The following is a 22,882-nucleotide window of genomic DNA, read 5'->3' as shown; positions in this document are numbered from 1 at the left end:
GGGGCCGGTCAGGGATGACCGGCCGTTTTCGGGGAGGCAGGGACAGCCGACTCGAAAACCCCCAGTCGGAGCCCGACCCGGCCGAAGGCCATTGAGATACGGCCGCGGTAGCGGCCCTTCCCTGAGGGGTCGCCGCAGGCGTGGACGCGAGGGTGGCGCCCGCCGGCTCTTCCCGACCTCACCGCACGCCGCGACAAAGCCAAACGCGACGGCGAAGCCGAGCCCTCGAAAGCCTGGGCCCCAGGCAGCAAAACCATCAAAAACACCCATAACCGTCACCTCACCCCGTGAACTTTATGTGCAATTTAGGTGTTCGCCCGGTAGAGGCGTGCTATAAAGTTCGCCACCTCGCGGGATGCGGTGGTACTTACGGACCCGCATCCCGGGTCGTAAGTAACGGATTAATCTTCGTTTTCGGCCTGGAGTGCCAGATAAAGAAAAAGATCCCGCAGCGTGGGATCGGAGAGTGATGCCGCTGCGGACCGTAGATGACGGGCTGCTTCGGTGGAAAGCGGTTTATGCCGGTCGGGGATGACTTCCTCGGGCGGCAGCGGGGCCACTTTCACGGCAACCGAGTGGGCTTTCGCGCCGATGGCGCGGGCGGCTTCGAGGATCTGCGTCTGGTACAGGCGCACTCGCGAAGCCCAGGCCGACGAGGGCGCAAGGAAGACGAGCCGGCCATCGCGCAGGTCCGCAAAACGGATCTGGTCACGCATCGGTGCAGGCAGTGTCGCGCGCAACTGGCGGTCCAGCTGGTCGAGTTCGCGCGCCCGGGTGGCGAGCGAGACGACAGGTCCCACTTCCACGATGGACTTGAGTCCGCGCGTGGCATGACGGGACGGTTTGGGCGGCGGTGGCATGGACCGGCTTAACTATTCGATGTGGAACGTATGCAGATCATACTCGTGTCACGTGGCCAGAAAGGGCCGAAAACGCTCGACCTCTCCTGCAGGCGCCTGCGCTGCAAGATGGGCGCGATGGTGCTCGCGGGCATCGTCGGCATCGCCGGTGTCGGCGCCGGCATCGCACTTACCGTCGCCAGCCCTCGGGATCGCGCCATGGGCGACATCCATGGCTTGCAGCGCGAGGTGGGCGACCAGAACGCACAGGTCGCTCAGATCAAGCGTGATGCCCAGCGGGACCTCGACGCACTTGCCGTCAAGCTTGGGCAGCTCCAGGCACAATCGGTCCGGTTGAACGCCCTGGGCGAGCGGCTGACCCAGGTCGGCAAACTGGACGATGGCGAATTCAATTTCGACGAGGAGCCCGGCCAGGGCGGTCCTGAAGTGACCACTGGCGCTGAGCCGGATGCCTACACCTTGCCGGAGTCCCTGAACAAGAGCATCGACCAGCTCTCCGGGCAGTTCGACACCCAGCAGGCGCAGCTCGAAGCCCTGCGCGACATGCTGATGGATCGCAGTATCGAGTCCAGCCTGCGGCCCACGGGTATGCCGGTGAACGGGTACATCTCGTCGTATTTTGGCGGCCGCCCGGACCCGTTCAGTGGTCACAGCGCCCGGCATACCGGGATCGATATCGCCACCCCTACGGGTACGCCCGTGACGGCGGTCGCGGAGGGGATGGTCACCTTCGCGGGTCAGCGGAGCGGCTATGGCGACGTCATCGAAATCGACCATGGCAATGGGTACATGACCCGTTATGCGCATAACAGCGCCCTGGTCGCCAGGCCGGGACAGCGGGTCCGCGTCGGCGATGTGATCGCCAAGGCCGGCTCCACGGGCCGTTCGACGGGATCCCACGTCCATTTCGAGGTCTGGTACCACGATAAGGTCGTGAATCCGCTGGCTTTCGTCCGCAGTCACCGCTGACAGCCTTGAATCCGGCACGGCTCGCCGCCACCCCGAGGAAAGCCGGGGGCGGGCGTAGTATGATCGTCCCTTCGTGCCGGTCGGCTTTGCGCCGTCCGGCAGTCTTTTTTTCGTTTCAGATCCGGATGATCGATGTTCAATCGTGCCCTGACGAGTATTTTCGGCAGCCGTAACGAGCGTGTGCTGCGCGACCTGTCCAAGACGGTCAAGCGCATCAACGCCCTGGAGCCCGAATTCGAAAAACTTTCCGACGATGAGCTGCGCGGGAAGACCGAGGAGTTCCGCGGCAGGATCGCTGCCGGCGAGACCCTCGACAAGCTGTTGCCCGAGGCGTTCGCGGTCACCCGTGAGGCGGCCAGGCGTGTGCTTGGCATGCGCCACTACGATGTCCAGATGATCGGCGGCATGGTGCTGCATTCCGGCCGGATCGCCGAAATGCGCACGGGTGAGGGCAAGACCCTCGTCGGTACGCTGCCGGTATACCTGAACGCCCTGGAGGGTAAGGGCGTCCATGTCGTCACGGTCAACGACTACCTGGCGCGTCGTGACTCGGCGCAGATGGGCAAGCTTTACAACTTCCTCGGCCTCTCGGTCGGCGTGGTGTATCCGGGTATGGACCACGCGGACAAGCGTGCGGCCTATCAGTCCGATATCACCTACGGCACCAACAACGAATTCGGCTTCGACTACCTGCGCGACAACATGGCGCTCAGCAAGGAACAGCGCAACCAGCGCGGCCTGCACTACGCCATCGTCGACGAAGTCGACTCGATCCTGATCGACGAAGCCCGTACCCCGCTGATCATCTCCGGCCCGGCGGAAGACTCCCCGCAGCTCTACATCGCGGTGAACAAGATCGTGCCGCGCCTCAACCGTCAGGAAAAAGAAGACGGTGCCGGCGACTACATGGTCGACGAAAAACAGAAGCAGGTGCACATGTCCGAAGAGGGCATGGAGCACGCGGAGCAGCTGTTGCGCGAGGCGGGTGTCATCGAGGCCGACAGTGGCCTCTACGACTCCAAGAACCTGGCGGTGGTGCATCACCTCAACGCCGCGCTGCGTGCCAACGGCATCTATCAGCGTGACGTCGATTACATCGTGCGCGACGGCGAAGTCATCATCGTCGACGAATTCACCGGCCGTACGCTGGCGGGTCGTCGCTGGTCCGACGGCCTGCACCAGGCGGTCGAAGCGAAGGAAGGCGTGCCCATTCAGCGCGAGAACCAGACGCTGGCAACGGTGACGTTCCAGAACCTGTTCCGCATGTACAAGAAGCTGGCCGGCATGACCGGTACAGCGGACACGGAAGCCTACGAGTTCCAGACCGTCTACGGCCTGGAAGTCGTCGTGATTCCGACGCACAAGCCGATGGTCCGTGTGGACAATCCGGATTCCGTGTTCCTCGGTCCGGATGCGAAGTACAAAGCGGTCATCGCGGACATCAAGGCCTGCCACGAGCGCGGTCAGCCCGTTCTCGTCGGCACGGCGTCCATCGACGTGTCCGAGCTGGTCTCGGGCCTGCTCAAGCAGGAGCGCATTCCGCACGAGGTCCTCAACGCCAAGCAGCATGAGCGCGAAGCGCACATCGTCGCGCAGGCCGGTGCGCCGGGTTCGGTCACCATCGCCACCAACATGGCGGGTCGCGGTACCGATATCGTGCTCGGTGGCAGCCTCGAAGCCGCGCTGGCCACGTTGCCGGAGGATGCGTCCGACGTCGAGAAGCAGAAGGTCCGGGCGGACTGGAAGAAACGCCACGAGCAAGTGCTCGCCTCGGGCGGTCTGCACATCATCGGCACCGAGCGTCACGAGTCGCGTCGTATCGACAACCAGTTGCGCGGCCGTTCGGGCCGTCAGGGCGATCCCGGTTCCTCGCGCTTCTACCTGTCGCTTCAGGACAACCTGATGCGCATCTTCGGCGGCGAGCGTATCGGTCGCTGGATGCAGATGTTCGGCATGAAGGAAGACGAGGCCCTCGAGGACCGTCTGATCACGCGGCAGATCGAAAAGGTCCAGCGCAAGGTCGAGCAGCACAACTTCGATATCCGCAAGAACCTCCTCGACTTCGACGATGTCGCCAACGACCAGCGCAAGGTGATCTACGCGCAGCGTGACGAGCTCCTCGAGATCGACGATATTTCCGACATGATCGGTGACATCCGCCAGGATGTCGTCGTCGCGCTCGTGCGTCGCTTCGTGCCTGCCGACAGCATCGACGACCAGTGGGACCTCGCCGGTCTGGATCGCGAGCTCGCCAGCGAGCTCAACCTCCGGCTCGACCTCCCGCAGTGGGTCGAAGCTCAGAAGGAAGTCGACGCTGAAGGCATCCTCGACCATGTGCGCGAAGCGGTCGATGCGCTGTTCGTCGAGAAGGAAGCGCAGATCGGTGCCGAAACCATGCGCTCGCTCGAGAAGCACGTGATGCTCTCGGTCGTGGACAACGCCTGGAAGGAACATCTCGCCAGCATGGATTACCTGCGTCAGGGCATCTATCTGCGTGGTTACGCGCAGAAGCAGCCGAAGCAGGAATTCAAGCGCGAGTCGTTCGAGCTGTTCTCCGAGATGCTCGACCGGATCAAGGGCGAAGTGGTGCAGATGCTTGCGCGTATCCGCATCCGCAGCGAGGATGAAGTCCTGGCGATGGAAGCGGAGCAGCAGCGTGCCGCTGAAGGTCAGCGCCTGCAGTACCAGCACGCCGATGCACAGGCGGCGGGCCTTCCCGCCGGCAGCGACGTCGGCGCCGATCCGGTCGTTCAGTCCGTCGTCAACGATGGTCCCAAGGTCGGTCGTAACGATCCCTGCCCCTGTGGTTCGGGCAAGAAGTACAAGCACTGTCACGGCCAGCTGACCTGACCATAAAAAACCCCGCCAATCGGCGGGGTTTTTTGTCGGGCAGAATGTAGGAGCGCGCCCTGCGCGCGAAAAGCCTACGAAGCGCTAAATCCGCACCCGCTCAATCTCCGCCACCCTTAGGCTTATGCCGGTGCGGCTCGGCATTCACCGTGATGTATTCCGGCTCTTCCGTGTCCAGCCGCAGCGCGGTCAGCTGGCCGCCCCAGACGCATCCGGTATCGATGGCGTAAACGCCCAGACCGGCGAAGCGACCCAGAGCCGACCAGTGACCGCAGACGATCTTCGTCTCGCGGCGACGCATGCCCGGTACTTCGAACCACGGATACATGCCGGGCTTCTGCGTGCCCGGCGTGCCCTTGCCCTCGAAGTCGATGCGTCCGTTGACATCGCAATAGCGCATGCGGGTCAGCGTATTGATCGTGGCGCGGTGCCGTTCCACACCTTGCAGGCGGTTGTTCCAGCCCGGAGGGCGATTTCCGAACAGGTTTTTCAGCAGGCGCTGGTGGCGTGGACCACCCAGCTCGCGCTCGACGTCGAGCGCGGCGCGCTGTGCCTGTCGCAGCGTCCACATCGGCGCCATGCCGGCGTGGATCATCGTCCAGCCTAGTGTTTCGTCGTGGTGCAGCAGCTTCTGCATGCGCAGCCACTCGAGCAGCACTGGCGCATCCTCGGCGAAGAGCACCTCGCGCAACTCGGGATTGACCCGTTGCTGCGCGTCCTCGCGTCGCTGGCCGATGGCCAGCAGCGAGAGGTCGTGGTTGCCCAGGGTGATGATGGTGCTGTCGCGCAGCGAGTGAATCAGTCGCAGCGTGGCCAGCGACTCACCGCCGCGATTGACGAGGTCGCCACAGAACCACAGTTTGTCGTTCGACGGGTCGAAACGGATCTTCTCCAGCATTCGCTGAAGTTCGGGGTAGCAACCCTGGACGTCGCCGATCGCGTAGACGGCCATTAGTCCAGTCGCTCCATCGCGCCGTTGCCGGCATGCACGCTTTCCATGGTTCGATCCTAGTGGAGCGTGCGCGGGATCGAAAGCACGAAGGGCGCGATAGGCGCATCGAATTGCGTGCCGTCATCCGCGACCATGCGATAGCTGCCTTCCATCGTGCCGACCGATGTCTCCAGTACGGCGCCCGAGGTGTACTCGAACGACTCGCCCGGACGCATCCACGGTTGCTCACCGACGACGCCGTCGCCGCGCACTTCCTCGACCTTGCCATTCGCATCGGTGATCACCCAGTGACGAGTGAGCAACTGCGCACCGGAATCGCCCGCATTGCGGAGCGTGATCGTGTACGCGAAAACGTAGCGATTGTCCTTCGGCTGCGACTGGTCGGGAACGAAGCGGGTTTCGACCTCCACGTTGATCGTGTAGGGGTGTTTAGAGTTCATGGAGGGATTGTCGAGCACGCGGAGGGGGTGGGCAAGTATGCCCTGAACGCGGTTAGTCCGCGTTTGCGAGCTTCACGAAGTCTCCGGGTGCCAGCGTCTCGGCGCGCGCCTGCGGGTCGATCCCGAGTTCACGCATCGTTGACGCATCCACCAGCCCCTTGAGCGTGTTCGACAACGTCTTGCGGCGCATGGCGAAGGCCGCCTTCACCACGGCGTGAATTCTGGCCGGATCGCCCTTGGGCAACTGCTCGGGAGGTAGCGGCACGAGGCGGACCACGGCCGAATCGACCTTCGGTGGCGGGCGGAACGCACCCGGTGGAACCGTGAACAGCGGCGTCACCTTGCAGGCAAGCTGCAGCATGACGCTGAGCCGCCCGTACACCTTGCTGCCGGGCTCGGCCGCCATGCGGTCGACGACTTCTTTCTGCAGCATGAAGTGCATGTCCTGGATCGCGGACGCATGCTCGACGCAATGAAAGAGGATCGGGCTGGAGATGTAGTAAGGCAGGTTACCGGCGATGCGCAGTCGCTCGGCGCCCAGTTCGGCGGCAAGCGTGGTGAAATCCACCTTCAGCACGTCGGAGTGGACGATGCGCAGTTCGCCGATGGCGTCGGCCCGCGCCTGCAAGCCGGGAATGAGATCGGTGTCGAGCTCGATGGCCGTCATTCGCCTGGCCACGGCGAGCAGCGGCAAGGTCATCGCACCTTCGCCCGGGCCGATCTCGACGACGGTATCGCCGTCCTTCGGCGCGATGGAAGATACGATCCGGTCGATATAGCGCTTTTCGTGCAGGAAGTGCTGTCCGAAGCTCTTTTTGGGGCGTGCGTTCATGGTGTGACCCGGTGGCGGGCAAGATCGATGGCGAGACGGGTCGCGGCGAACAGGCTTGCGGGATCCGCGCGACCGGTGCCGGCGAGATCCAGCGCGGTGCCGTGGTCGACCGAGGTGCGGATGTAGGGCAGGCCGAGCGTGACGTTCACCGTGCGATCGAACGCCTCGCTCTTGAGCACCGGCAATGCCTGATCGTGATACATCGCCAGCACGGCATCGTAGCGGTGACGCATGGCTGGGACGAAGGCGGTATCAGCCGGCAGGGGGCCCAGGAGCTCCATGCCTTCGTCGCGCAGGCGATCGAGCAGGGGGATGATCGTGTCCAGCTCTTCGCGCCCCATATGACCGCCTTCGCCCGCGTGCGGGTTGAGGCCCAGCACGGCGATGCGGGGTCGGGCGATGCCGAAATCCCGCACTAGCGAAAGTGCGACGATGCGCAGCGTGCGCTCCAGGAGCTCGGGCGTGACAGCGGAAGGTACGGCAGAGAGGGGGAGATGGGTCGTGGCCAGAGTGACGCGAAGCTCGGGGCTTGCGAGCATCATGACCACATCGGCAGCCGCACGCTCGGCGAAGAACTCGGTGTGGCCGCTGAAGGGCACGCCGCCTTCGTTGATGCTGGATTTCTGCACCGGACCGGTCACCACGGCGTCGAATTCGCCGCTGACGCAGCCATCGGCCGCGAGCGCGAGCATGTCGAGAACGTGCCGCGCGTTGCGTGGATCGGGGTGGCCCCAGGCTTCCGGCGCACCCAGCGGGACGTGACGTACCCGGATGCTGCCCGGTGTCCGGGTGGCGATGCGGTGGCCATCATCGTCGATGATCTGGAGGGAGACACCCGTCGCCGCGGCGGCGCGAGCGAGAAGGGCGCGATCGGTGATCGCGACCAGGTCCGCCGGAAAGTCGCTGGCCGCGAGGCGGGCGACCAGTTCCGGTCCCACCCCGGCAGGCTCACCGGCGGTCACGGCGAGCCTTGGCAGGGTGGTCGCGGTCATGACGGGCTTACGGCGTGGAGGCCGAGGCCTGCTTGTCGTCCGGGTCCTTCAGTTCGGGGACGCGGATGTCGACGAACGACGTGGAACGCAGCTCGCGCAGGTAGTTCTCGTAGGCCTCGTCGGCCTTGCGGTTGCCGATGGCCTGGCGGGCCTGATCACGCTGCAGCTGATCGGTGAGATCGCTCTGGCGGGTACCCAGGCGCTGCAGGACGATCCAGCCTGCATCCGTCTGGATGGGGTGCGAGACCTCGTTGTCCTTCAGCTGTTCGATCTGGGTGGCGATGGCCTGGCCCCAGGCGTCCTTGGCGAACCAGCCCATGTCGCCGCCGTTGTTCGCCGTGGTGTTGTCCTTGGACTCATCCTTGGCGAGCTTGGAGAAGTCTTCTTTCTTGTCGACGATGCGGGTGTAGAGATCCTGCGCCTTTTTCTCCGCCTGCTCAGGGGTCACGATTTCGGACGGCTTGATGAGGATCTGGCGGGCGTGGTACTCGGTGACGATCTGTCGGCCCGGGGCGCGCGTGTCGACCAGCTTCAGGATGTGGAAGCCGGTGGGGCCGCGAAGCGCGCCGGTGGTCTCACCCGGCTTGAGGCCGCCAACCGCATCGGCGAAAGCCGGCGGCACTTCGTCGAGCCGGCGCCAGCCGAGATCGCCGCCGTCGAGTGCATCGGGGGCGTCGGAGAAGCGGATGGCGGCGGCGTTGAAGTCCATGCCGCCCTTGATCGCCTTCATGGCCTCGTCGGCCTTTGCCTGCGCCGCGGCGATATCGCTGGCGCCGCCGTTGGCCGGCGTGCTGATCGCGATGTGGGCGAGGTGGACTTCACCCGCCTTGTAGCTCGGGCTCGCCAGGAGGTTGTTGACCTCGGCGTCGGTCACCGTGACCTGGTCGCGGACGACGCTTTCGTGGAGCTTCTGGGCGATGATCTGGTCGGACAGCTGCTGGCGGAACGCCGCATAGCTGTAGCCGTCCTGCTCCACGGCGCCACGCAGCTGGTCGAGGCTCATCTTGTTCTGCTGGGCGACGTTGCCGGCCGCCTGATCGATGTCCTGGTCGGACACATGGATGTTCTGGTCGTTGGCGCGCTGGACCTGGAGCTTCATCAGCACGAGGCGATCGAGCACCTGGCGGGCGAGGACGTCCTTCGGCGGCAACTGGCCCGGATTCGAGGCGTACTGGCGGACGATGGCGTTGATCGCCTCGTCCAGCTCGCTCTGCAGGATGACGTCTTCCTCCACGACCGCGACGATGCGGTCGAGGGAACCGTTGCCGGCGGTCGCGCCCGCGACGGTCGGCTGGGCCGACGGCATCAACTGGGCATGGGCCGAGGGCATCGCCGCCAGAAGGGAGGCAGCGAGCAGGGAGTACGAAAGGATCTGCTTCATCGAATAGGGAGCCCGGGGCGCTTGCCCCACTTATTGATAGCCAAGGATAGCACGGCGCAGGTAGGCGCCCGATTGCGGGTTGAGCGAGCCCAAGCCCTTGAATTCCACCTCAAACATGACCGCGTTGTCCGTCTGCCGGAGGTAGTCGTGTACGTAGTGGCGACCGAGCACGCGGAAGGCGACGCAGCAGCTGTCGTACTCGACGCCCACCGCGGCTTCGAGAGTGCGGTGGGAGTACGTGAACGTGGTGAAGCTTGCACCGTTATCCAGCGTGACCGGCAGGACGTCGCGGCGGGCGAAGACCCAGCGGGCCAGGGCCCGCCAACGTTCGGACACAGGAAAGACCGCGGATGTGTCGAATTGTTCCATCACGCCACGGCGGTAGCGGTACGAGAAGTTGACGATGCCGTCGCCGGCGATGCGGCGCTGGATCCCTACGGTGGCGAGGTCGGTGTTACGTCCCGAATCGTAGATGGCGCCCTGGTCGTTGACGTAGGTGCTCGGCTGCTTGTTCGGGTTCCACTGGTACGAGCTGTTCAGGCGCCACTTGTCGTTGAACTGGATGGCGAGCTGGGCCACGTAGTCGGACCGGCCGAAGTCGGTCGGGGCGACACCCGGCATCTGCACCTTCTGGCCGTTGAAATACTTGATCTGGCCGAGACTGGCCGACAGGCGCTCGACGCCCGTGTCGTCCAGCAGGCGCGTCGTGAGCGCCGCGGTCAGGTTGTTCGCATCCATCTGGCGGTCGGCGCCGGAGAACCGGTTCGTGGTGAACAGCTGCCAGAAGTCGAACGACATGGCGTTCGTATCGAAGGTCGGCAGGTCGTTCTGGTTCCGGTAGGGCACGTACAGATAGTAGAGGCGCGGCTCGAGCGTCTGGGTGTAGCTGCTGCCGAACAGATTCGTCTGGCGGTCGAAGATCAGGCCGGCGTCGACGCTGGAAATCGGCACCGAACGCGACGGATCCTGCTTGGCGTAGTGGTAATACGAGTAATCCGAATCCAGCCGGTAATCGGTATAGCGGTATTCCACGCGGGGGCGGACGAACCAGGATGCGCCCGAGAAATCGGCCGCCAGGTAAGGTGCGAGATCCAGGCGATTGCCGTCGACCTGACCGAGCTGAGCGGCATTGTTCGGGGCGAAGGGCGAGCGGTCGGGCTTCCGGAACGCCACCGCTTCCGTGTCGACGCCCGCGTCGAGCCAGTTGTTGATCGGCGCCTGCATGTTGAACGTCGCGCGCGGCCAGCGGCGATAGGGCACCACGTAGTTGGGCAGCCCGGCGTCCACGTTCTGGTAGTCGTCCGCGCCGATGGACGCGCTCCAGTATTTGCCGCCCTTGGATACATAGGCGCTCGAACTCAGGATGCCGACCGCCGACTGGTACAGGTCGTTGCTGAAGTCGCGGAAATACTGGTTATCCGACGCACGGTTGATGTTGACGCCGAGATTGAACCCGTCGCCCAGATTGGTCGAGTTCACGATCTTGACGAGGTAGCGCTGCTTCGAACCGTCACGGTCGCTGGTGCCGCTCTCGTCCTGATCCGGACCCTTGTCGTGGGCCATGTACTGGATGTCGAACGTGCCGTTCGAGCGCGGGAGCAGATAGCGGAACTCGGTGCCCAGCATGAAGCCGCGGTCGCTGTAGTAGCCCGGCGTGATGGTCGCATCGTAGTTCGGTGCGATGTTCCAGTAGTAAGGCGTGTTCAGGAACAGGCCCGAACGGCTCGACGAACCGAACGTCGGGTAAAGGAAGCCGCTCTTCCGGCGGTCGTCCAGCGGGAAGGTGAAGTACGGCAGGTACATGAACGGGACGTTCTTGAAGCGCATGGTCGCGCTCCGTGCCTCGCCGACGCCGGTTTCCTTGTTGAGATTGATCGTCTTGGCGCGGAATTCCCACATGCGGGCGCCCACGTCGCAGGTGGAATAGGACGCCATGTGGAAGCGGCCGTGCTGCGGATCGAGAATCTTCGCGTGGTCGGCCACGCCGTTGCCGCGCGACTGCAGCAGCTGATAACGGACATTGTAGGCGTCGCCGTCGTTCGGCGTAGTGGTGCCGGTCATGCGGTCGGCGGAGACCAGCATGCCGGCCTCCTGGTACTTCACGTTGCCCTTGGCGTCGTATGCCGTCGAGTCGGCGTTGTACGTGACGTCGTTGGCGCGCAGCACCTGATCGGCGCGCTCGAGGCGCACGCCGCCGGTCATGTGGTACTGGTCCGGTTCCGGGCTCTCGACCTTGACGCCGCTGGTGTTGCCGTCGTCGATGCCCGAGTGGACGTCGGTCACGGCGGTGTCGCGCAGCGAGCTGTCCTTCGTTATGCCGGGCTCGTAGAAGTCGAGCATCGCGTTCGGCCGACACAGCGCGTAGCTGATGGGGCGCGGCGGGCAGATGAAGGAGCCGAGGGGACAGGTTTCCGCCGGGACGGGCGCGGCGGTAGCGGCCGTGGTGACCGGCGCGACGACGGCCTGGGTTTCACCCTGGACCGGCGCACTCTGCGCCTGCGCTTGCCAGGCGGGGGCCGAGACGATCAGGGCGACAGCGGTCGCCAGCAGGCGGCGTTTAGGCAGGATGCTCATGCGTGACGTCACGGGCTCGGTCTTATCCGGTTTGCGAAAGGCCGCCAACTTAGCAGAATCCCCAACCCCGCGGCACGATGGCACGTCACCCATGAGCATGAACCCCTCGGGAGGCGCGACGTGAATCGCCGCACCGGCACCGCGAGCTTACACCGCGGACTCAGCCGCGCGGGCGGCGTTCGTGCTGCCAGAGTACTTCGCCGTGCCCGCTGCGCCTCGCCAGGACACGTGCCAGCACGAAGAGCAGGTCGGACAGGCGGTTCAGGTAGCGCTGCGCCTCGGGACGGATGGCTTCTTCGCGGGCGAGGGCGACCACCTCGCGCTCGGCACGCCGGCAGACGGTCCGGGCCACGTGGCAGGTCGCCGCCGCCATCCCTCCGCCGGGCAGGATGAAGTCCTTCAGCGCCGGCAGGTCGGCGTTGAAGCCGTCCAGAACGGCCTCGAGCCGGTCGATGTCCGTGGCCTGGATCATGGCCATGCCGGGGATGCACAGCTCACCGCCCAGGTCGAAGAGCTCGTGCTGGATCTGGACCAGTGCCTCGCGAACGTCATCATCGACGCCCTCGGATGCCAGCGTGACGCCCAGTGCGCTGTTGAGTTCGTCCACGGTGCCGTAGGCGGCTACCCGCAGTGAGTCCTTGCCGGTACGGCTGCCATCGCCGAGGCCGGTGCTGCCGTCGTCGCCGGTGCGGGTGTAGATCTTGGAGAGTCGATTGCCCATCCGGTCATTCTAGCGAGGGCCGTCGTCACTGTGGCAGGCGGCCGCAACGGCGGCGCATTCACGTGGCGGCGTTATGATTCCGCCCATGAGTCCCTCTCCCGAACCTATCGTGATCGTCGGCGGCGGCCTGGTCGGCGCCAGTCTTGCCATTGCCCTTGATGCCGCCGGGCTGCCCGCCGTCCTCATCGAGGCGGCCGCACCGACGGTCGGGCAGCAGCCGAGTTACGACGAGCGCAATCTTGCCTTGGCCAGAGCCACCGTCAACGGCCTCCGGGCGATCGGCGTGTGGGATTTTGCCGAGGACCGGGCCACACCCATCACGCATATTCATACGAGCCGCGCCGGCGACTTCGGCAGTGTCCGCATGAACGCGTCCGAGGAAGGCGTGGACGCGCTGGGCTGGACGCTTCCGGCCCGTGAACTGGGCGCGGCGCTCCTGCGTCGCCTCGATCGATGCCAGCACCTTACCCGCCTGGCGCCCGCGCGGGTCGAGGGCATCCACGCGGATGACCGGGGCTGGGCGGTCGACGTGGTCACGGACGCTGGCGTGCGATCGCTGCACACGTCGCTGCTGGTCGGCGCCGACGGCACGCACTCGGGAGTCCGGCGCCAGCTCGGCATCGGAACCCGCGAGCACGACTACGCGCAGGCGCTCTTCGTGACCACCATGACGCCGGAGCGCGATCCGCGTGGCCGCGCCTTCGAGCGCTTTACCGACGATGGTCCCGTCGCGGTGCTGCCGCTCACGGACCGCCGGGTCGGCGTCGTGCTGACCGTTGCCGCGGACCGGGTCGACGAAGTGGCCGCCATGGACGATCGGGCGTTTGCAGCCCTGGCGCAGGAGCGCTTCGGCTGGCGGCTTGGCCGGTTGACCCGACCGGGTAAACGTTCGCCGTATCCGATTCGCCGCGTCGCGGCCGAAGCGCTCACCTCGAACCGCGCCGTGCTGGTGGGCAATGCCGCCCAGACGGTGCATCCGATCGGCGCGCAGGGCTTCAACCTTGGTTTACGCGATGCGCTGACGCTTGCCGAACTCGCAGCGGGTGCTACCGATCCTGGCGCTCCGTCACTGCTTGCCGAATACGCCGCGCGGCGCGCCACCGACCGTGAGGGAACCATGGCGATGAGCCACGGCCTCGTCCGCCTCGCGTGCCTCGACCAGCCGTTTCTCGGCCCGTTGCGCTCACTGGCGATGCTGGCGCTCGACCGCGTGCCGCCCCTCCGCCACGCCCTCAGCCGCCGAGGCATGGGTTTTCGCGCCAACGCGCCGTTCGCGGTCCGGGAGAAAACCCCGTGAGCGATAGCTGGAGCGCAACCTCCTCCCGTCGTCGCGGCGGTCCGCTGGACGTCGCCGTGGTCGGCGGCGGCATGGTGGGTGCCGCCGCCGCATTGAGTCTGGCGAAGGCGGGCTTCTCGGTGGCTCTCGTCGACGCACGGGAGCCCGCCGCCTGGAACGCATCGGACGAAGTCGACCTGCGCGTTGTCGGTCTTGCGCCGTCTTCGGTCGTCCTGCTGGACCGCCTCGGGGTGTGGGGCGCCATCCGCGACGCACGCGCCTGCGGCTACGAGCGCATGCTGGTCTGGGACGCAGAGAACGGTGCCACGGTGGATTTCGACGCCGCCGACGAAGGTCGCGATGTACTCGGCTACATCGTCGAAAACAATCTCGTGCAAGCCATGCTCTGGGATGCGCTGGACGACGCGGGTGTTCGTCGCATCGTTCCCGCGCAGGTCGTGGGTTATGGCGAACGCGACGATCGCGCCCAGCTGGAACTCGCCGACGGTCAGTTCATCTCGGCGCGCATCGTCGTGGCCGCCGACGGTGCGGATTCCCCGTTGCGTGCCATGGTTGGTATCGGTACGCATGGTCGCGACTACGCGCAGCGCGGCGTCGTGGCGCATGTCCAGACCGCGCGCCCGCACGAACGTACGGCCTGGCAGCGTTTCCTCCCGTCCGGGCCGTTGGCGTTCCTGCCGCTGGCCGACGGCCGCTGTTCGATCGTATGGACCCTGCCCGAACCGGAAGCCGCGCGCATCATGGCGCTGGACGACGACGCTTTCCGCGACGCGCTGGGCGTGGCCAGCGACTTCCGTCTCGGACCCGTGCTTTCCGTCAGCCGTCGCGCCGCATTTCCCTTGCGGCTGAAGCTGGCCGATCGTTACGCGTCCGGGCGGTTGGTGTTACTGGGCGATGCGGCCCATGCGGTTCATCCCCTGGCCGGGCAGGGCGTAAACCTGGGCTTGCGCGATGTGGCCGAGTTGCGCGACACGCTGGTCGCCGCACGGGACGCGGGCCGCGATATCGCGGCTCCGCATGTGCTTCGCCGCTACGCAAGGCGACGCAACAGCGCCGACGGGCTGGACGCGTGGTCGTTCGACGCGCTCGGGCGTATCTATGCGTGGCAGGCGGGGCCGCTGGTCGCGGCGCGCGGCCTGGGCGTCCGGCTCGTGAACGGACTGGTGCCGCTCAAACGTAAACTCGCCAGGCACGCCGCGGGACTTTGACCGGTCTGGCGGCGCGCCCGTCGCGAGGCCTATCCTTGGGCACTTTCCAGGGAGTCACGCCGATGCGCCGTTCACTGCTTGCCTTGTCCTTGCTGGTCCTCGGTCACGTGGGAGCCGCCTCCGCGGCGATGGTGGCCAAGCCGGTCCAGTGGACCGACCACGGTGTGACCTATAAAAGCTTTCTGGTCTACGACGATGCGGTGACCTCAAGACGGCCGGGCCTGGTCATGGTGCCGAACTGGTATGGGGTCAACGATATGGCGGTGGCCAAGGCCAAGGACATCGCCGGCAAGGACTACGTCATCCTCCTCACCGATATGTACGGTGGCGACACGCGTCCGACGTCCGAAGCGGAAGCTGGCGCGGCGGTGAAGCCGCTTTACGCCGATCGCAAGATCATGCGGCAGCGCGTGGTGCGCGCACTGGACGAACTGAAGGCGCAGGAGAAGAACGCGCCCATCGATCCGTCACGGCTGGCCGCCATCGGCTTCTGTTTCGGTGGATCGGCGGTGCTGGACCTGGCTCGCACGGGCGCCGATGTCGCCGCTGTCGTGAGCTTCCACGGCCTGTTGTCCACGGACGATCCGAAGCTCGGTGCGCAGATCCATGCTCACGTGCTGGCTCTCAATGGCGCGGATGACGCCAACGTGCCTCCGGAGCAGCGCGCGGCGTTCGAGGCCGAAATGCGCGATGGCAAGGTCGACTGGGCTTCCACGGATTTCGGTGGCGCCGTGCACTGCTTCACCGAGAAGGAAGCCACCACGCCGACCGGCAATTGCCGGTATGACGACAAGGTGGCCAAGCGCGCCTACGCCGCGATGCGGGCGTGGCTCAGCGAGTCGTTCGCCGCGAAGAAGTAACGCCTCAGAAGCGGCGTTCGACCGAGTAATCGGCGAGCGCCGCGAGGGCGTCACGGTACGGCGAAGCGGGAAGTGCCGACAGCGCGTCGCGTGCTGCCGTCGCGTGCCCCACGGCTTTCTCATGCGTGCGCTCGATCGCTCCGGAGTCGCGAATCGCCGCGATGATCAGGTCGAGCGAATCCAGGCCGCCACGCTCGATGACATGCCGCAGGGATTTCAGCTGGTCTTCGTCGGCCACCTGCATCGCGTAGATCAGCGGGAGGGTGGGCTTGCCTTCGGCAAGATCGTCGCCGATGTTTTTACCCAGCGTCTCCGCATCGGACACGTAGTCGAGCAGGTCATCGGCGATCTGGAAGGCATAACCCAGCTCCATACCGTAGCGACGGAGCGCCGCGACCTGCGTATCGGGCAACCCGCCCAGCACGCCACCCAGTTCGGTCGCCGCGGCGAAAAGAACGGCCGTCTTCCGCTCGATCACGGCGAGATAGGCGGCTTCATCCACGTCCGCATTGCCGATGTTGAGCAGTTGCAGCACTTCGCCTTCGGCGATCGTGTTGGTCGTGTCGGCGAGGATGCGCATGATCCGCATATCGTCGAGCTCGACCATCAGCTGAAAGGAGCGCGAGTAAAGAAAATCGCCCACGAGTACGCTGGCCGCGTTGCCCCACAGTGCGTTGGCCGTCTTGCGGCCGCGACGCATGTCGGACTCGTCCACCACATCGTCGTGCAGCAGTGTCGACGTATGGATGAACTCCACGATGGCCGCCAGCTTGGCGTGATCCTGTCCGTCATAACCGGCCGTGCGAGCCGCGAGCACGTGCAGCATCGGACGGAGCCGCTTGCCGCCACCCGCGATGATGTGATCGGCGATCGCATTGATCAACACGACATCCGACGAGAGCCGGTGCCGGATCAGCGAATCGACTTCTTTCATGTCGGCGGCGGCGAGCGTACGGACGCCAGCGAAGTCGAGGGAGGTCGGGCGGGCGGCTATGGAGTCCATCTCTACAGGTCGTGTGCGGCAAAACAGCCCACAGTATAGGGGCTCACCCGTGGTTACGCCGTGGATTTGGCCGGTGTCCGTATAATCCGCTTCCGATGACATCAATCGGCCTCGCGCCCGGAAACCCTTGGTGAGCAAACTCAGTTCCCTGGAACGGCGCACCGCGCTGACCCTGGCAGCGGTGATCAGCCTGCGTCTGTTCGGGCTGTTCCTCATCCTTCCCGTATTTTCCGTCTACGCGCGAGCCATGCCGGGTGCCACGCCCTGGCTGATCGGCCTGGCCCTGGGTGTCTACGGGATCGGCCAGATGTGCCTGCAGATTCCCCTGGGACTGCTGTCCGACCGGATCGGCCGCAAGCCGGTCATCACGCTGGGGTTGCTCGTCTTCGCTCTGGGCGGAGTGGTCGCCGCGTTTTCCCACACCCTGACCGGCATCGTCGCCGGACGTGCGTTGCAGGGTATGGGTGCCGTTGCTGGCGCTGGCACCGCGCTGGCCGCGGATCTGACGAGCGAGGCCCATCGAAGCAAGGTCATGGGCATCATCGGCGTATCGATAGGGGGTTCGTTTCTTCTGGCGCTCATTCTGGGGCCGCCGCTCGAAGCCGTGGCGGGTCTTCCCGGCCTGTTCGGTTTCACCTCCCTGCTTGCGGTCGCGGCTATCGCCATGCTCTGGTGGCGCGTGCCCACGCCGACCCGTCATGGTGCCCCGGCCGCCGCGTCGTGGCGCGAGCTGGCCTCGATGTTTCTCGACCGTCGCATGCTCGTGTTGAATGGGTCGGTGTTTTTTCTGCACGCGTTGCTGACCGCCTCATTCGTCGGCCTGCCCATTCTTCTTACCGACGTCATGCGTATTCCGGTGGCGCGCCACTGGATGCTGTATCTGCCGGTGATGACGATCGCCGCACTCGGCATGGGCGCGATGCTACCCCGGATGAAGGACATGCGGCACGCGTCTCACGTCGTGGTCGGATGTGTCTGCGTGCTCGGGCTGGCGCTGGCGGGCATGGCGCTCGCCGAAACGCACGTCATCGTCCTCGGTGCGGCCGCCGCGCTCTTTTTCGGCGCCTTCAACCTGCTTGAGGCCGCCCTGCCGAGTCTCGTCTCCCGTCTGGCGCCAGCCACCCTCCGCGGCGCGGCGATGGGGGCCTATTCCAGCTCGCAATTCTTCGGCGCCTTTGTCGGCGGTGCCATGGGTGGGCTCGCGCTGGGTCACCTTGGCCTTCGCGGTGTATTTGGCTGCGCGGCCGCCATGACCCTGCCGTGGCTGCCGCTGGTCGTTCGCGGGACGCGGCGTATGGCTGCCGGCGGCGTAGCCTCGGCGGCTTGAATGCGGCGGGGTTGAAGGACTCGCCGACACGGATGTCGGCGTAGCTCGTCGCTCGTGTCATGGGTGCCTGCATGTATCGCGGCGTCTGTAGTCGTTATTTCAGAATTTGCGTATCGATCGCCTCCAGGTCCTCGACCAGACTTCGTGTGCGCGCCGTCCCGCACGTTTTCCGGTGCGCGTCCTTTCCCATTGAAGAGGCCGTCGCCATGTATAAGAAAGTTCTCTCACCAGTGTTCATCGCGTCGGCTCTCGCCGTCTCGTCGTCCGCTGCACTCGCGGCAAACGACGGTTCCATCGAGATCACCGGTCGTATCGTCGCCACCACATGCAACGTCGAAGGACAGGCGCCGGGTGGCGGGGCCGTCAAGAAATCCGTCGGACTCGACGGCATCTCCGTGGCAAAACTGGCGGCACCGGGAGACGTGGCGGGCGACAAGGGCTTCCTGATCGTCGTAGGCGGCAACGACGACTGCGCCGACGGACTGAAAGCGAAAATCCGTTTCGATCCATCCAGTCCCGCGATGGATCGCACGGCGGGTCGATTGAACATCGACACGGCGGCCGATGCCGCGAAGAACGTTCAGATCGAAATCGCCAACGGTGACGGAACGCCGATTCATTTGTTTACGGGCGAGTCCAGGCCGGTGGTCATCGAGGGACACCGCGCAACGATCGAATTGCTTGCGCGCTACTACAGCCTTGGCGGTGCGACGCAGGGCACGGCGAATTCTCGTGTCGGATTTCAGGTCGTCTACGACTGACCCGAACCCCGCGTGGCGAATCACGACGACCGGCCCCGTCTGTCCGGTCGTATCTCTCATGCAAAAGGAACGAGCATGCTGAAGCAAATGGCATGGACCGCGGGCGTCGTCATGGCTTTGATGGCGAGCCCGGCCAAGCCGGCAATCGTCATCGGCGCGACGCGTGTCGTCTTTCCCGCCGCGCAGCGGGACGTCGCTGTCCGCCTGCAGAATAAGGGGGAAGAGCCGGCGCTGGTGCAGGTGTGGATCGACGACGGCGATGAAGCTTCGTCGCCGCAGACCGCGCGTGGCCCCTTTGTCATCACGCCGCCGGTCTTTCGGATCGACCCGGGTCACGGGCATGCCGTGCGTATTGTTCATGTGGGCGATACGACGCCTGTCGACAAAGAAAAGCTCTATTGGTTGAACGTGCTCGAGATTCCTCCGAAAGTGGACAAGACGGAGAGTTCGAACGTTCTCCAGTTCGCTTTTCGACATCGCCTCAAACTGTTCCATCGACCGGAAGGACTGCCGTCGACGGTCGATCAGGCGCCCGCGAAGCTCGTCTGGTCGCTGGTTCGTGGCGATGGCCCCGCGTCGTTGCGTGTTGCCAATCCTTCGCCTTATGTCGTGTCGTTCAACGCCATCGGGCTGGGTCCGTCGGATGCACCGGGCGCGCCGACGGTGCCTCTCGGGGGTGGCATGGTCATGCCGGGTGGATCGTTGATCATCCCTGTTCCATCGCCCACGGGTTCTGAACTCACGCACGTCTCTTACGCCGTCATCAACGATTATGGCGCCGTCGTCCCCGGGACGGCGAAGCTGGCCCCATGATCCGGGAGAGGATTCATGGACGGATCCAGCGCGATAGGGCTCCGGTGTGGCGCTCTCCCCGCTCGGTGGGTGAGCGCGTGCATGGTGGGCGTGGCCGGGATGTTCATGAGTTGCATGGTGTGTGCGCAGGACGCACGATCCGTTCAGTTCGACGCGGGTTTTCTTCCGGATGGTCTCGCCATGGGACTTGACCTCTCCCGTTATGCCCATGGAAATCCCGTCCTGCCCGGCGTCTACGACGTCGACATCTGGATGAACGACGAGTGGCAGGTACGCCGCGCCGTACGCTTTGTCGAGCGTTACACGGGCAACGATGCTTCGCCATGCCTGAGTCGGGCAGAGCTCGAAAGTTTCGGCCTCGTCAGGAAAGAACGGTCGTTTGCGGAGGACGACTGCGCGCCTCTGAGCGAACGTATTCCGCAAAGCTCCTCGCGGCTCGACGTCGCCGAGCAGCGCCTCGACATTGAAGTTCCGCAGGCGTGGCTGGTACGTCGTCCCCGCGGCGTCGCGCCTCGCGAGCAATGGAAGGACGGCGTGACAGCCGCGCTGCTGGCGTGGCGCGCCAATTTTCATCAAAGCGCGTTACGGCATCGGTCCTCGCGCTCCCTGTTCCTCACCGGCGATGCGGGGTTGAATCTGGGCCGCTACCGGTTTCGGCACGCCGGATCATGGTCGCAGGGCGAATACCGGCAGGGACACACGTTCGTCGAACGAGCTGTCGACCGACTCCAGGCACGCTGGAGAGCGGGGGACGTCATCCTGGGGGACGATCTGCTGGAGCCGGTCCTCGTTCGCGGCGTGAGGCTTGCCAGTGACGTGCGTATGCGTCCCGACGCGGGTGATGGCTATGCGCCTCAGGTACGCGGCGTCGCGGCGACCCATGCGAGGGTGACGGTTAGCCAGGGAGGTCGTTTGCTCAGGGAGCTGTCCGTTCCGCCGGGTGCCTTCGTCATCGACGATCTCGGCGTGGCGGGCCGGGGAGGGGATCTCTCCGTCGAGATCGCCGAAGCCGACGGTCGCCGCATTCGTTACAGGGTGCCTTACTTTTCGCTCCCGCTTTTGATGCGTGAAGGCGCTACCCGCTACTCGATGGGCGTGGGCCGATGGCGTGGCGGTTCGTTCCGCCAGCCGTGGCTGCTCGAAGCCGCCTGGCGTCGCGGTGTGCGTCACGGCTGGACCGTACAGGCAGCACAGCGTGTGATCGGAAGCGACACGTGGCTGGTGGGTGGCGCGGCGGTCGACACGCTGGTCGGCGCGTTCTCGGCCGATGTGACTCACGCGCTGGCCCGGGGTGCGGGACCGGTTGGAACGCTCTGGCGGCTGCGTTACGGACATCGGTCGGACCGTGGCGGCGTGCTCTCAGCCACCGTGTCAGGTGGGGCGCAGCGAATGGCAGCGGGAGCGATGAACGCCGATCGCTCACGCGCGCGACAGCGAAGAGCGGATATCTCATATCAACACATGTTAGACGAAGCCGGCGGCTCATTCGGCCTCGCGTTCGGCTACACGCACCTGCCGGACAGCGGAGGCGGGGAGTGGGATCAGGCCTTGTCATGGAGCCACGTCAAGGGCGCGGCCGTTGTGGACGTTTCTTTACGTCGTTCGTTAAGAACGGCATCGCGTTCGTCTGACCGCGCCTCGGAAAACACCGCACAGGTAACGATCTCCCTTCCCCTAGATGGTGAGCGTTCGCGCGTGGCGTCGCAGGCGGCATTGCGCATGGGGCCGGACGGCAAGCAACTGCGAGCCGGCCTGCTCGGCAGCGCGGGTAGCGAGGGTGCGTGGGGATATGCCGCATCGGCTGCGACACATGCCGGTGGTCCACGGCTGGACGCATCGGTTTCCCGTTCCTCCGGTGGTGGCGATCTCAGCGTCGCGGTGGAGCGGTCCCGTGTGGGAAGGGCGGCGTCAATGTCCGCCTCGGGCGGTATCGTGGCTCATGCGGGCGGGATCACGCTTGCACCGTTTCTGGGTAACGCCTCCGGACTGGTTCAGGCGCGCCACGCGCGCGGCGCCCGCCTGGCATCCGCCACATCCGTTCACGTCGACAGGCGCGGATACGCCATCGTGCCGAGCCTCGCCCCTTACCGGTGGAACAGTGTGGACATCGATCCCACGGGTCTGCCGCTCGGGGTCTCACTGGCGTCGACTCACGCGCGCGTGGTGCCCACGGCAGGCGCGGTGGTCGTTATCCCATTCGAGACGGATGAGCACGCGACGATTCTTCTCACCGGCCGTCGCAGCGATGGGGCACCGTTGCCGTTCGGTGCGGAGGTGGTCGACGACCAAGGGCGCTCGATCGGGGTGATCGGGCAGGGCGGTCGGTCGTTCCTTCGCTCGGACGGCGGTACGCCCACCTTGAGAGTGCGGTGGTCCGATCAGGCGGGAGGCGTCTGCGAGTTGCGGCCGACGCTGGCAGGCGAACGGGCCGGACTGAAACATTACGAAGGAGTATGCAGATGACGATCAGGATCGCCTCCCTGACAAAGGGCGGTATGGCCGCGTTGCTCATGGCCTTGACCCCGGAAGGGACGCGGGCGGACGACCGTCTCGATTTCGAGGTCACCGGAGCCGTGGTGGCTTCTTGCGGTCTTGCGGATCAACGGATCCGGATCGACCTCGGAAGCGTCGCCTACGGAGACCTGGGACGGGTCGGTGCGGCTAGCCCATGGCGTCGCGCAGCATTTTCAGGCGTCGACTGCGTCGGTGCGACGCGCGCCGCCGTGACGCTGCGCGCTCGTCCGTATCCGCCCGACCCCCGGCTGCTCCAGCCTGACGGTACGGCGCGTGGTGTTGCGATCGAGATGCGGACCGGATCGGGGGAGCCCATCGTTCCCGATGGAAAGACGCCTGTCGGCTTCTCCTGGCCGGGTGGCGCCCCGCAGCTCGCTTTCGAGGCAAGGTACGTGAGAACAGGCAATCTTGGCGCCGGGGATGCGACGGCCACCGCGGTGGTCGAGATCACCTGGGAATGAGACTGGGACGACAGCGCGCTCCGGCGGCGGCCGGCGCATCGGGGTTTGCGGTGATGGCGGCCATCGC

Annotated in this window: 19 protein-coding genes; 10 read left to right on the top strand and 9 right to left on the bottom strand. The window is 65.5% G+C overall.

The genetic code is table 11. From position 1 onward, the window contains the following. Positions 1-401: 401 nt before the first annotated feature. Positions 402-860: a DciA family protein gene (locus BLT40_RS08595; RefSeq protein WP_090352671.1), complete on the bottom strand. Its 459-nt coding sequence runs from the start codon at positions 858-860 to the stop codon at positions 402-404. Between the two features lie 30 nt (positions 861-890). On the opposite strand from BLT40_RS08595, the gene BLT40_RS08590 reads away from it, so the two are divergent. Beyond that, complete coding sequence (locus tag BLT40_RS08590) at positions 891-1,829, top strand: M23 family metallopeptidase (RefSeq protein ID WP_090352670.1); 939 nt, start codon at positions 891-893, stop codon at positions 1,827-1,829. Between the two features lie 132 nt (positions 1,830-1,961). Beyond that, positions 1,962-4,679 carry a preprotein translocase subunit SecA gene (gene secA, locus BLT40_RS08585; RefSeq protein ID WP_090352669.1) on the top strand — a complete coding sequence of 906 codons (2,718 nt, stop codon included), beginning with the start codon at positions 1,962-1,964 and terminating at the stop codon, positions 4,677-4,679. Between the two features lie 100 nt (positions 4,680-4,779). On the opposite strand, the gene BLT40_RS08580 is transcribed toward secA, so the two are convergent. The 7 genes from BLT40_RS08580 to BLT40_RS08550 form a co-directional block, all read right to left on the bottom strand. Beyond that, the gene (locus BLT40_RS08580; RefSeq protein WP_036110488.1) at positions 4,780-5,631 is read right to left on the bottom strand and encodes a symmetrical bis(5'-nucleosyl)-tetraphosphatase; all 852 of its coding nucleotides are present in this window, start codon (positions 5,629-5,631) and stop codon (positions 4,780-4,782) included. 56 nt (positions 5,632-5,687) lie between these two features. After that, positions 5,688-6,071, bottom strand: coding sequence for a Co2+/Mg2+ efflux protein ApaG (apaG, locus tag BLT40_RS08575; RefSeq protein WP_090352668.1), 384 nt, complete (start codon positions 6,069-6,071; stop codon positions 5,688-5,690). A 52-nt stretch (positions 6,072-6,123) separates the two neighbouring features. After that, complete coding sequence (rsmA, locus tag BLT40_RS08570) at positions 6,124-6,903, bottom strand: 16S rRNA (adenine(1518)-N(6)/adenine(1519)-N(6))-dimethyltransferase RsmA (RefSeq protein WP_090352667.1); 780 nt, start codon at positions 6,901-6,903, stop codon at positions 6,124-6,126. Beyond that, on the bottom strand, positions 6,900-7,895 hold the full coding sequence (gene pdxA / locus BLT40_RS08565) for a 4-hydroxythreonine-4-phosphate dehydrogenase PdxA (RefSeq protein WP_090352666.1): 996 nt from the start codon (positions 7,893-7,895) through the stop codon (positions 6,900-6,902). Before pdxA ends, rsmA begins: the two co-directional genes overlap by 4 nt. A gap of 7 nt (positions 7,896-7,902) precedes the next feature. Continuing rightward, positions 7,903-9,276: a peptidylprolyl isomerase gene (locus BLT40_RS08560; protein ID WP_036110498.1), complete on the bottom strand. Its 1,374-nt coding sequence runs from the start codon at positions 9,274-9,276 to the stop codon at positions 7,903-7,905. 30 nt (positions 9,277-9,306) lie between these two features. Then, on the bottom strand, positions 9,307-11,850 hold the full coding sequence (gene lptD / locus BLT40_RS08555; protein WP_090352665.1) for an LPS-assembly protein LptD: 2,544 nt from the start codon (positions 11,848-11,850) through the stop codon (positions 9,307-9,309). 160 nt (positions 11,851-12,010) lie between these two features. Further along, positions 12,011-12,571 carry a cob(I)yrinic acid a,c-diamide adenosyltransferase gene (locus tag BLT40_RS08550; protein ID WP_090352664.1) on the bottom strand — a complete coding sequence of 187 codons (561 nt, stop codon included), beginning with the start codon at positions 12,569-12,571 and terminating at the stop codon, positions 12,011-12,013. Positions 12,572-12,680: 109 nt separating this feature from the next. Between BLT40_RS08550 and ubiH the strand changes: the two genes are divergently transcribed. The 3 genes from ubiH (at position 12,681) to BLT40_RS08535 (ending at position 15,936) form a co-directional block, all read left to right on the top strand. Continuing rightward, positions 12,681-13,868 carry a 2-octaprenyl-6-methoxyphenyl hydroxylase gene (ubiH, locus tag BLT40_RS08545; protein WP_343123896.1) on the top strand — a complete coding sequence of 396 codons (1,188 nt, stop codon included), beginning with the start codon at positions 12,681-12,683 and terminating at the stop codon, positions 13,866-13,868. After that, positions 13,865-15,076 (top strand): UbiH/UbiF/VisC/COQ6 family ubiquinone biosynthesis hydroxylase, encoded by a 1,212-nt coding sequence (locus BLT40_RS08540; RefSeq protein WP_255363978.1) that lies wholly within the window; start codon positions 13,865-13,867, stop codon positions 15,074-15,076. The genes ubiH and BLT40_RS08540 overlap by 4 nt, the downstream gene beginning before the upstream one ends. A gap of 62 nt (positions 15,077-15,138) precedes the next feature. After that, positions 15,139-15,936 (top strand): dienelactone hydrolase family protein, encoded by a 798-nt coding sequence (locus tag BLT40_RS08535; protein ID WP_090352662.1) that lies wholly within the window; start codon positions 15,139-15,141, stop codon positions 15,934-15,936. 4 nt (positions 15,937-15,940) lie between these two features. Here the strand turns inward: BLT40_RS08535 and BLT40_RS08530 are convergent, their stop codons facing one another. Beyond that, a complete protein-coding gene (locus BLT40_RS08530; RefSeq protein WP_090352661.1) occupies positions 15,941-16,939 on the bottom strand; it encodes a polyprenyl synthetase family protein in 999 nt (332 codons plus the stop codon). 130 nt (positions 16,940-17,069) lie between these two features. On the opposite strand from BLT40_RS08530, the gene BLT40_RS08525 reads away from it, so the two are divergent. From BLT40_RS08525 to BLT40_RS08505, 5 genes are all read left to right on the top strand, one after another. Beyond that, complete coding sequence (locus BLT40_RS08525) at positions 17,070-18,266, top strand: MFS transporter (RefSeq protein WP_090352660.1); 1,197 nt, start codon at positions 17,070-17,072, stop codon at positions 18,264-18,266. A gap of 206 nt (positions 18,267-18,472) precedes the next feature. Then, positions 18,473-19,027 (top strand): fimbrial protein, encoded by a 555-nt coding sequence (locus BLT40_RS08520; RefSeq protein WP_090352659.1) that lies wholly within the window; start codon positions 18,473-18,475, stop codon positions 19,025-19,027. A gap of 75 nt (positions 19,028-19,102) precedes the next feature. Next, positions 19,103-19,840 (top strand): fimbrial biogenesis chaperone, encoded by a 738-nt coding sequence (locus BLT40_RS08515; protein ID WP_090352658.1) that lies wholly within the window; start codon positions 19,103-19,105, stop codon positions 19,838-19,840. Between the two features lie 105 nt (positions 19,841-19,945). Further along, positions 19,946-22,303: a fimbria/pilus outer membrane usher protein gene (locus BLT40_RS08510; RefSeq protein WP_176809130.1), complete on the top strand. Its 2,358-nt coding sequence runs from the start codon at positions 19,946-19,948 to the stop codon at positions 22,301-22,303. Next, positions 22,300-22,815 carry a fimbrial protein gene (locus BLT40_RS08505; protein WP_090352656.1) on the top strand — a complete coding sequence of 172 codons (516 nt, stop codon included), beginning with the start codon at positions 22,300-22,302 and terminating at the stop codon, positions 22,813-22,815. The genes BLT40_RS08510 and BLT40_RS08505 overlap by 4 nt, the downstream gene beginning before the upstream one ends. Positions 22,816-22,882: the final 67 nt, after the last annotated feature.

The organism is Dyella sp. 333MFSha, from assembly GCF_900102405.1.
In the GTDB taxonomy this organism is placed as follows: Bacteria; Pseudomonadota; Gammaproteobacteria; order Xanthomonadales; family Rhodanobacteraceae; genus Luteibacter; species Luteibacter mycovicinus.
This window is presented reverse-complemented; position numbering and strand designations above follow the sequence as displayed.

Bases quoted from the DNA above. Each gene is read 5' to 3' on its own strand.
- BLT40_RS08595 (WP_090352671.1), bottom strand. From the start codon at position 860: ATGCCACCGCCGCCCAAACCGTCCCGTCATGCCACGCGCGGACTCAAG.
- BLT40_RS08590 (WP_090352670.1), top strand. From the start codon at position 891: ATGCAGATCATACTCGTGTCACGTGGCCAGAAAGGGCCGAAAACGCTC.
- secA (WP_090352669.1), top strand. From the start codon at position 1,962: ATGTTCAATCGTGCCCTGACGAGTATTTTCGGCAGCCGTAACGAGCGT.
- BLT40_RS08580 (WP_036110488.1), bottom strand. From the start codon at position 5,631: ATGGCCGTCTACGCGATCGGCGACGTCCAGGGTTGCTACCCCGAACTT.
- apaG (WP_090352668.1), bottom strand. From the start codon at position 6,071: ATGAACTCTAAACACCCCTACACGATCAACGTGGAGGTCGAAACCCGC.
- rsmA (WP_090352667.1), bottom strand. From the start codon at position 6,903: ATGAACGCACGCCCCAAAAAGAGCTTCGGACAGCACTTCCTGCACGAA.
- pdxA (WP_090352666.1), bottom strand. From the start codon at position 7,895: ATGACCGCGACCACCCTGCCAAGGCTCGCCGTGACCGCCGGTGAGCCT.
- BLT40_RS08560 (WP_036110498.1), bottom strand. From the start codon at position 9,276: ATGAAGCAGATCCTTTCGTACTCCCTGCTCGCTGCCTCCCTTCTGGCG.
- lptD (WP_090352665.1), bottom strand. From the start codon at position 11,850: ATGAGCATCCTGCCTAAACGCCGCCTGCTGGCGACCGCTGTCGCCCTG.
- BLT40_RS08550 (WP_090352664.1), bottom strand. From the start codon at position 12,571: ATGGGCAATCGACTCTCCAAGATCTACACCCGCACCGGCGACGACGGC.
- BLT40_RS08535 (WP_090352662.1), top strand. From the start codon at position 15,139: ATGCGCCGTTCACTGCTTGCCTTGTCCTTGCTGGTCCTCGGTCACGTG.
- BLT40_RS08530 (WP_090352661.1), bottom strand. From the start codon at position 16,939: ATGGACTCCATAGCCGCCCGCCCGACCTCCCTCGACTTCGCTGGCGTC.
- BLT40_RS08520 (WP_090352659.1), top strand. From the start codon at position 18,473: ATGTATAAGAAAGTTCTCTCACCAGTGTTCATCGCGTCGGCTCTCGCC.
- BLT40_RS08515 (WP_090352658.1), top strand. From the start codon at position 19,103: ATGCTGAAGCAAATGGCATGGACCGCGGGCGTCGTCATGGCTTTGATG.
- BLT40_RS08510 (WP_176809130.1), top strand. From the start codon at position 19,946: ATGAGTTGCATGGTGTGTGCGCAGGACGCACGATCCGTTCAGTTCGAC.
- BLT40_RS08505 (WP_090352656.1), top strand. From the start codon at position 22,300: ATGACGATCAGGATCGCCTCCCTGACAAAGGGCGGTATGGCCGCGTTG.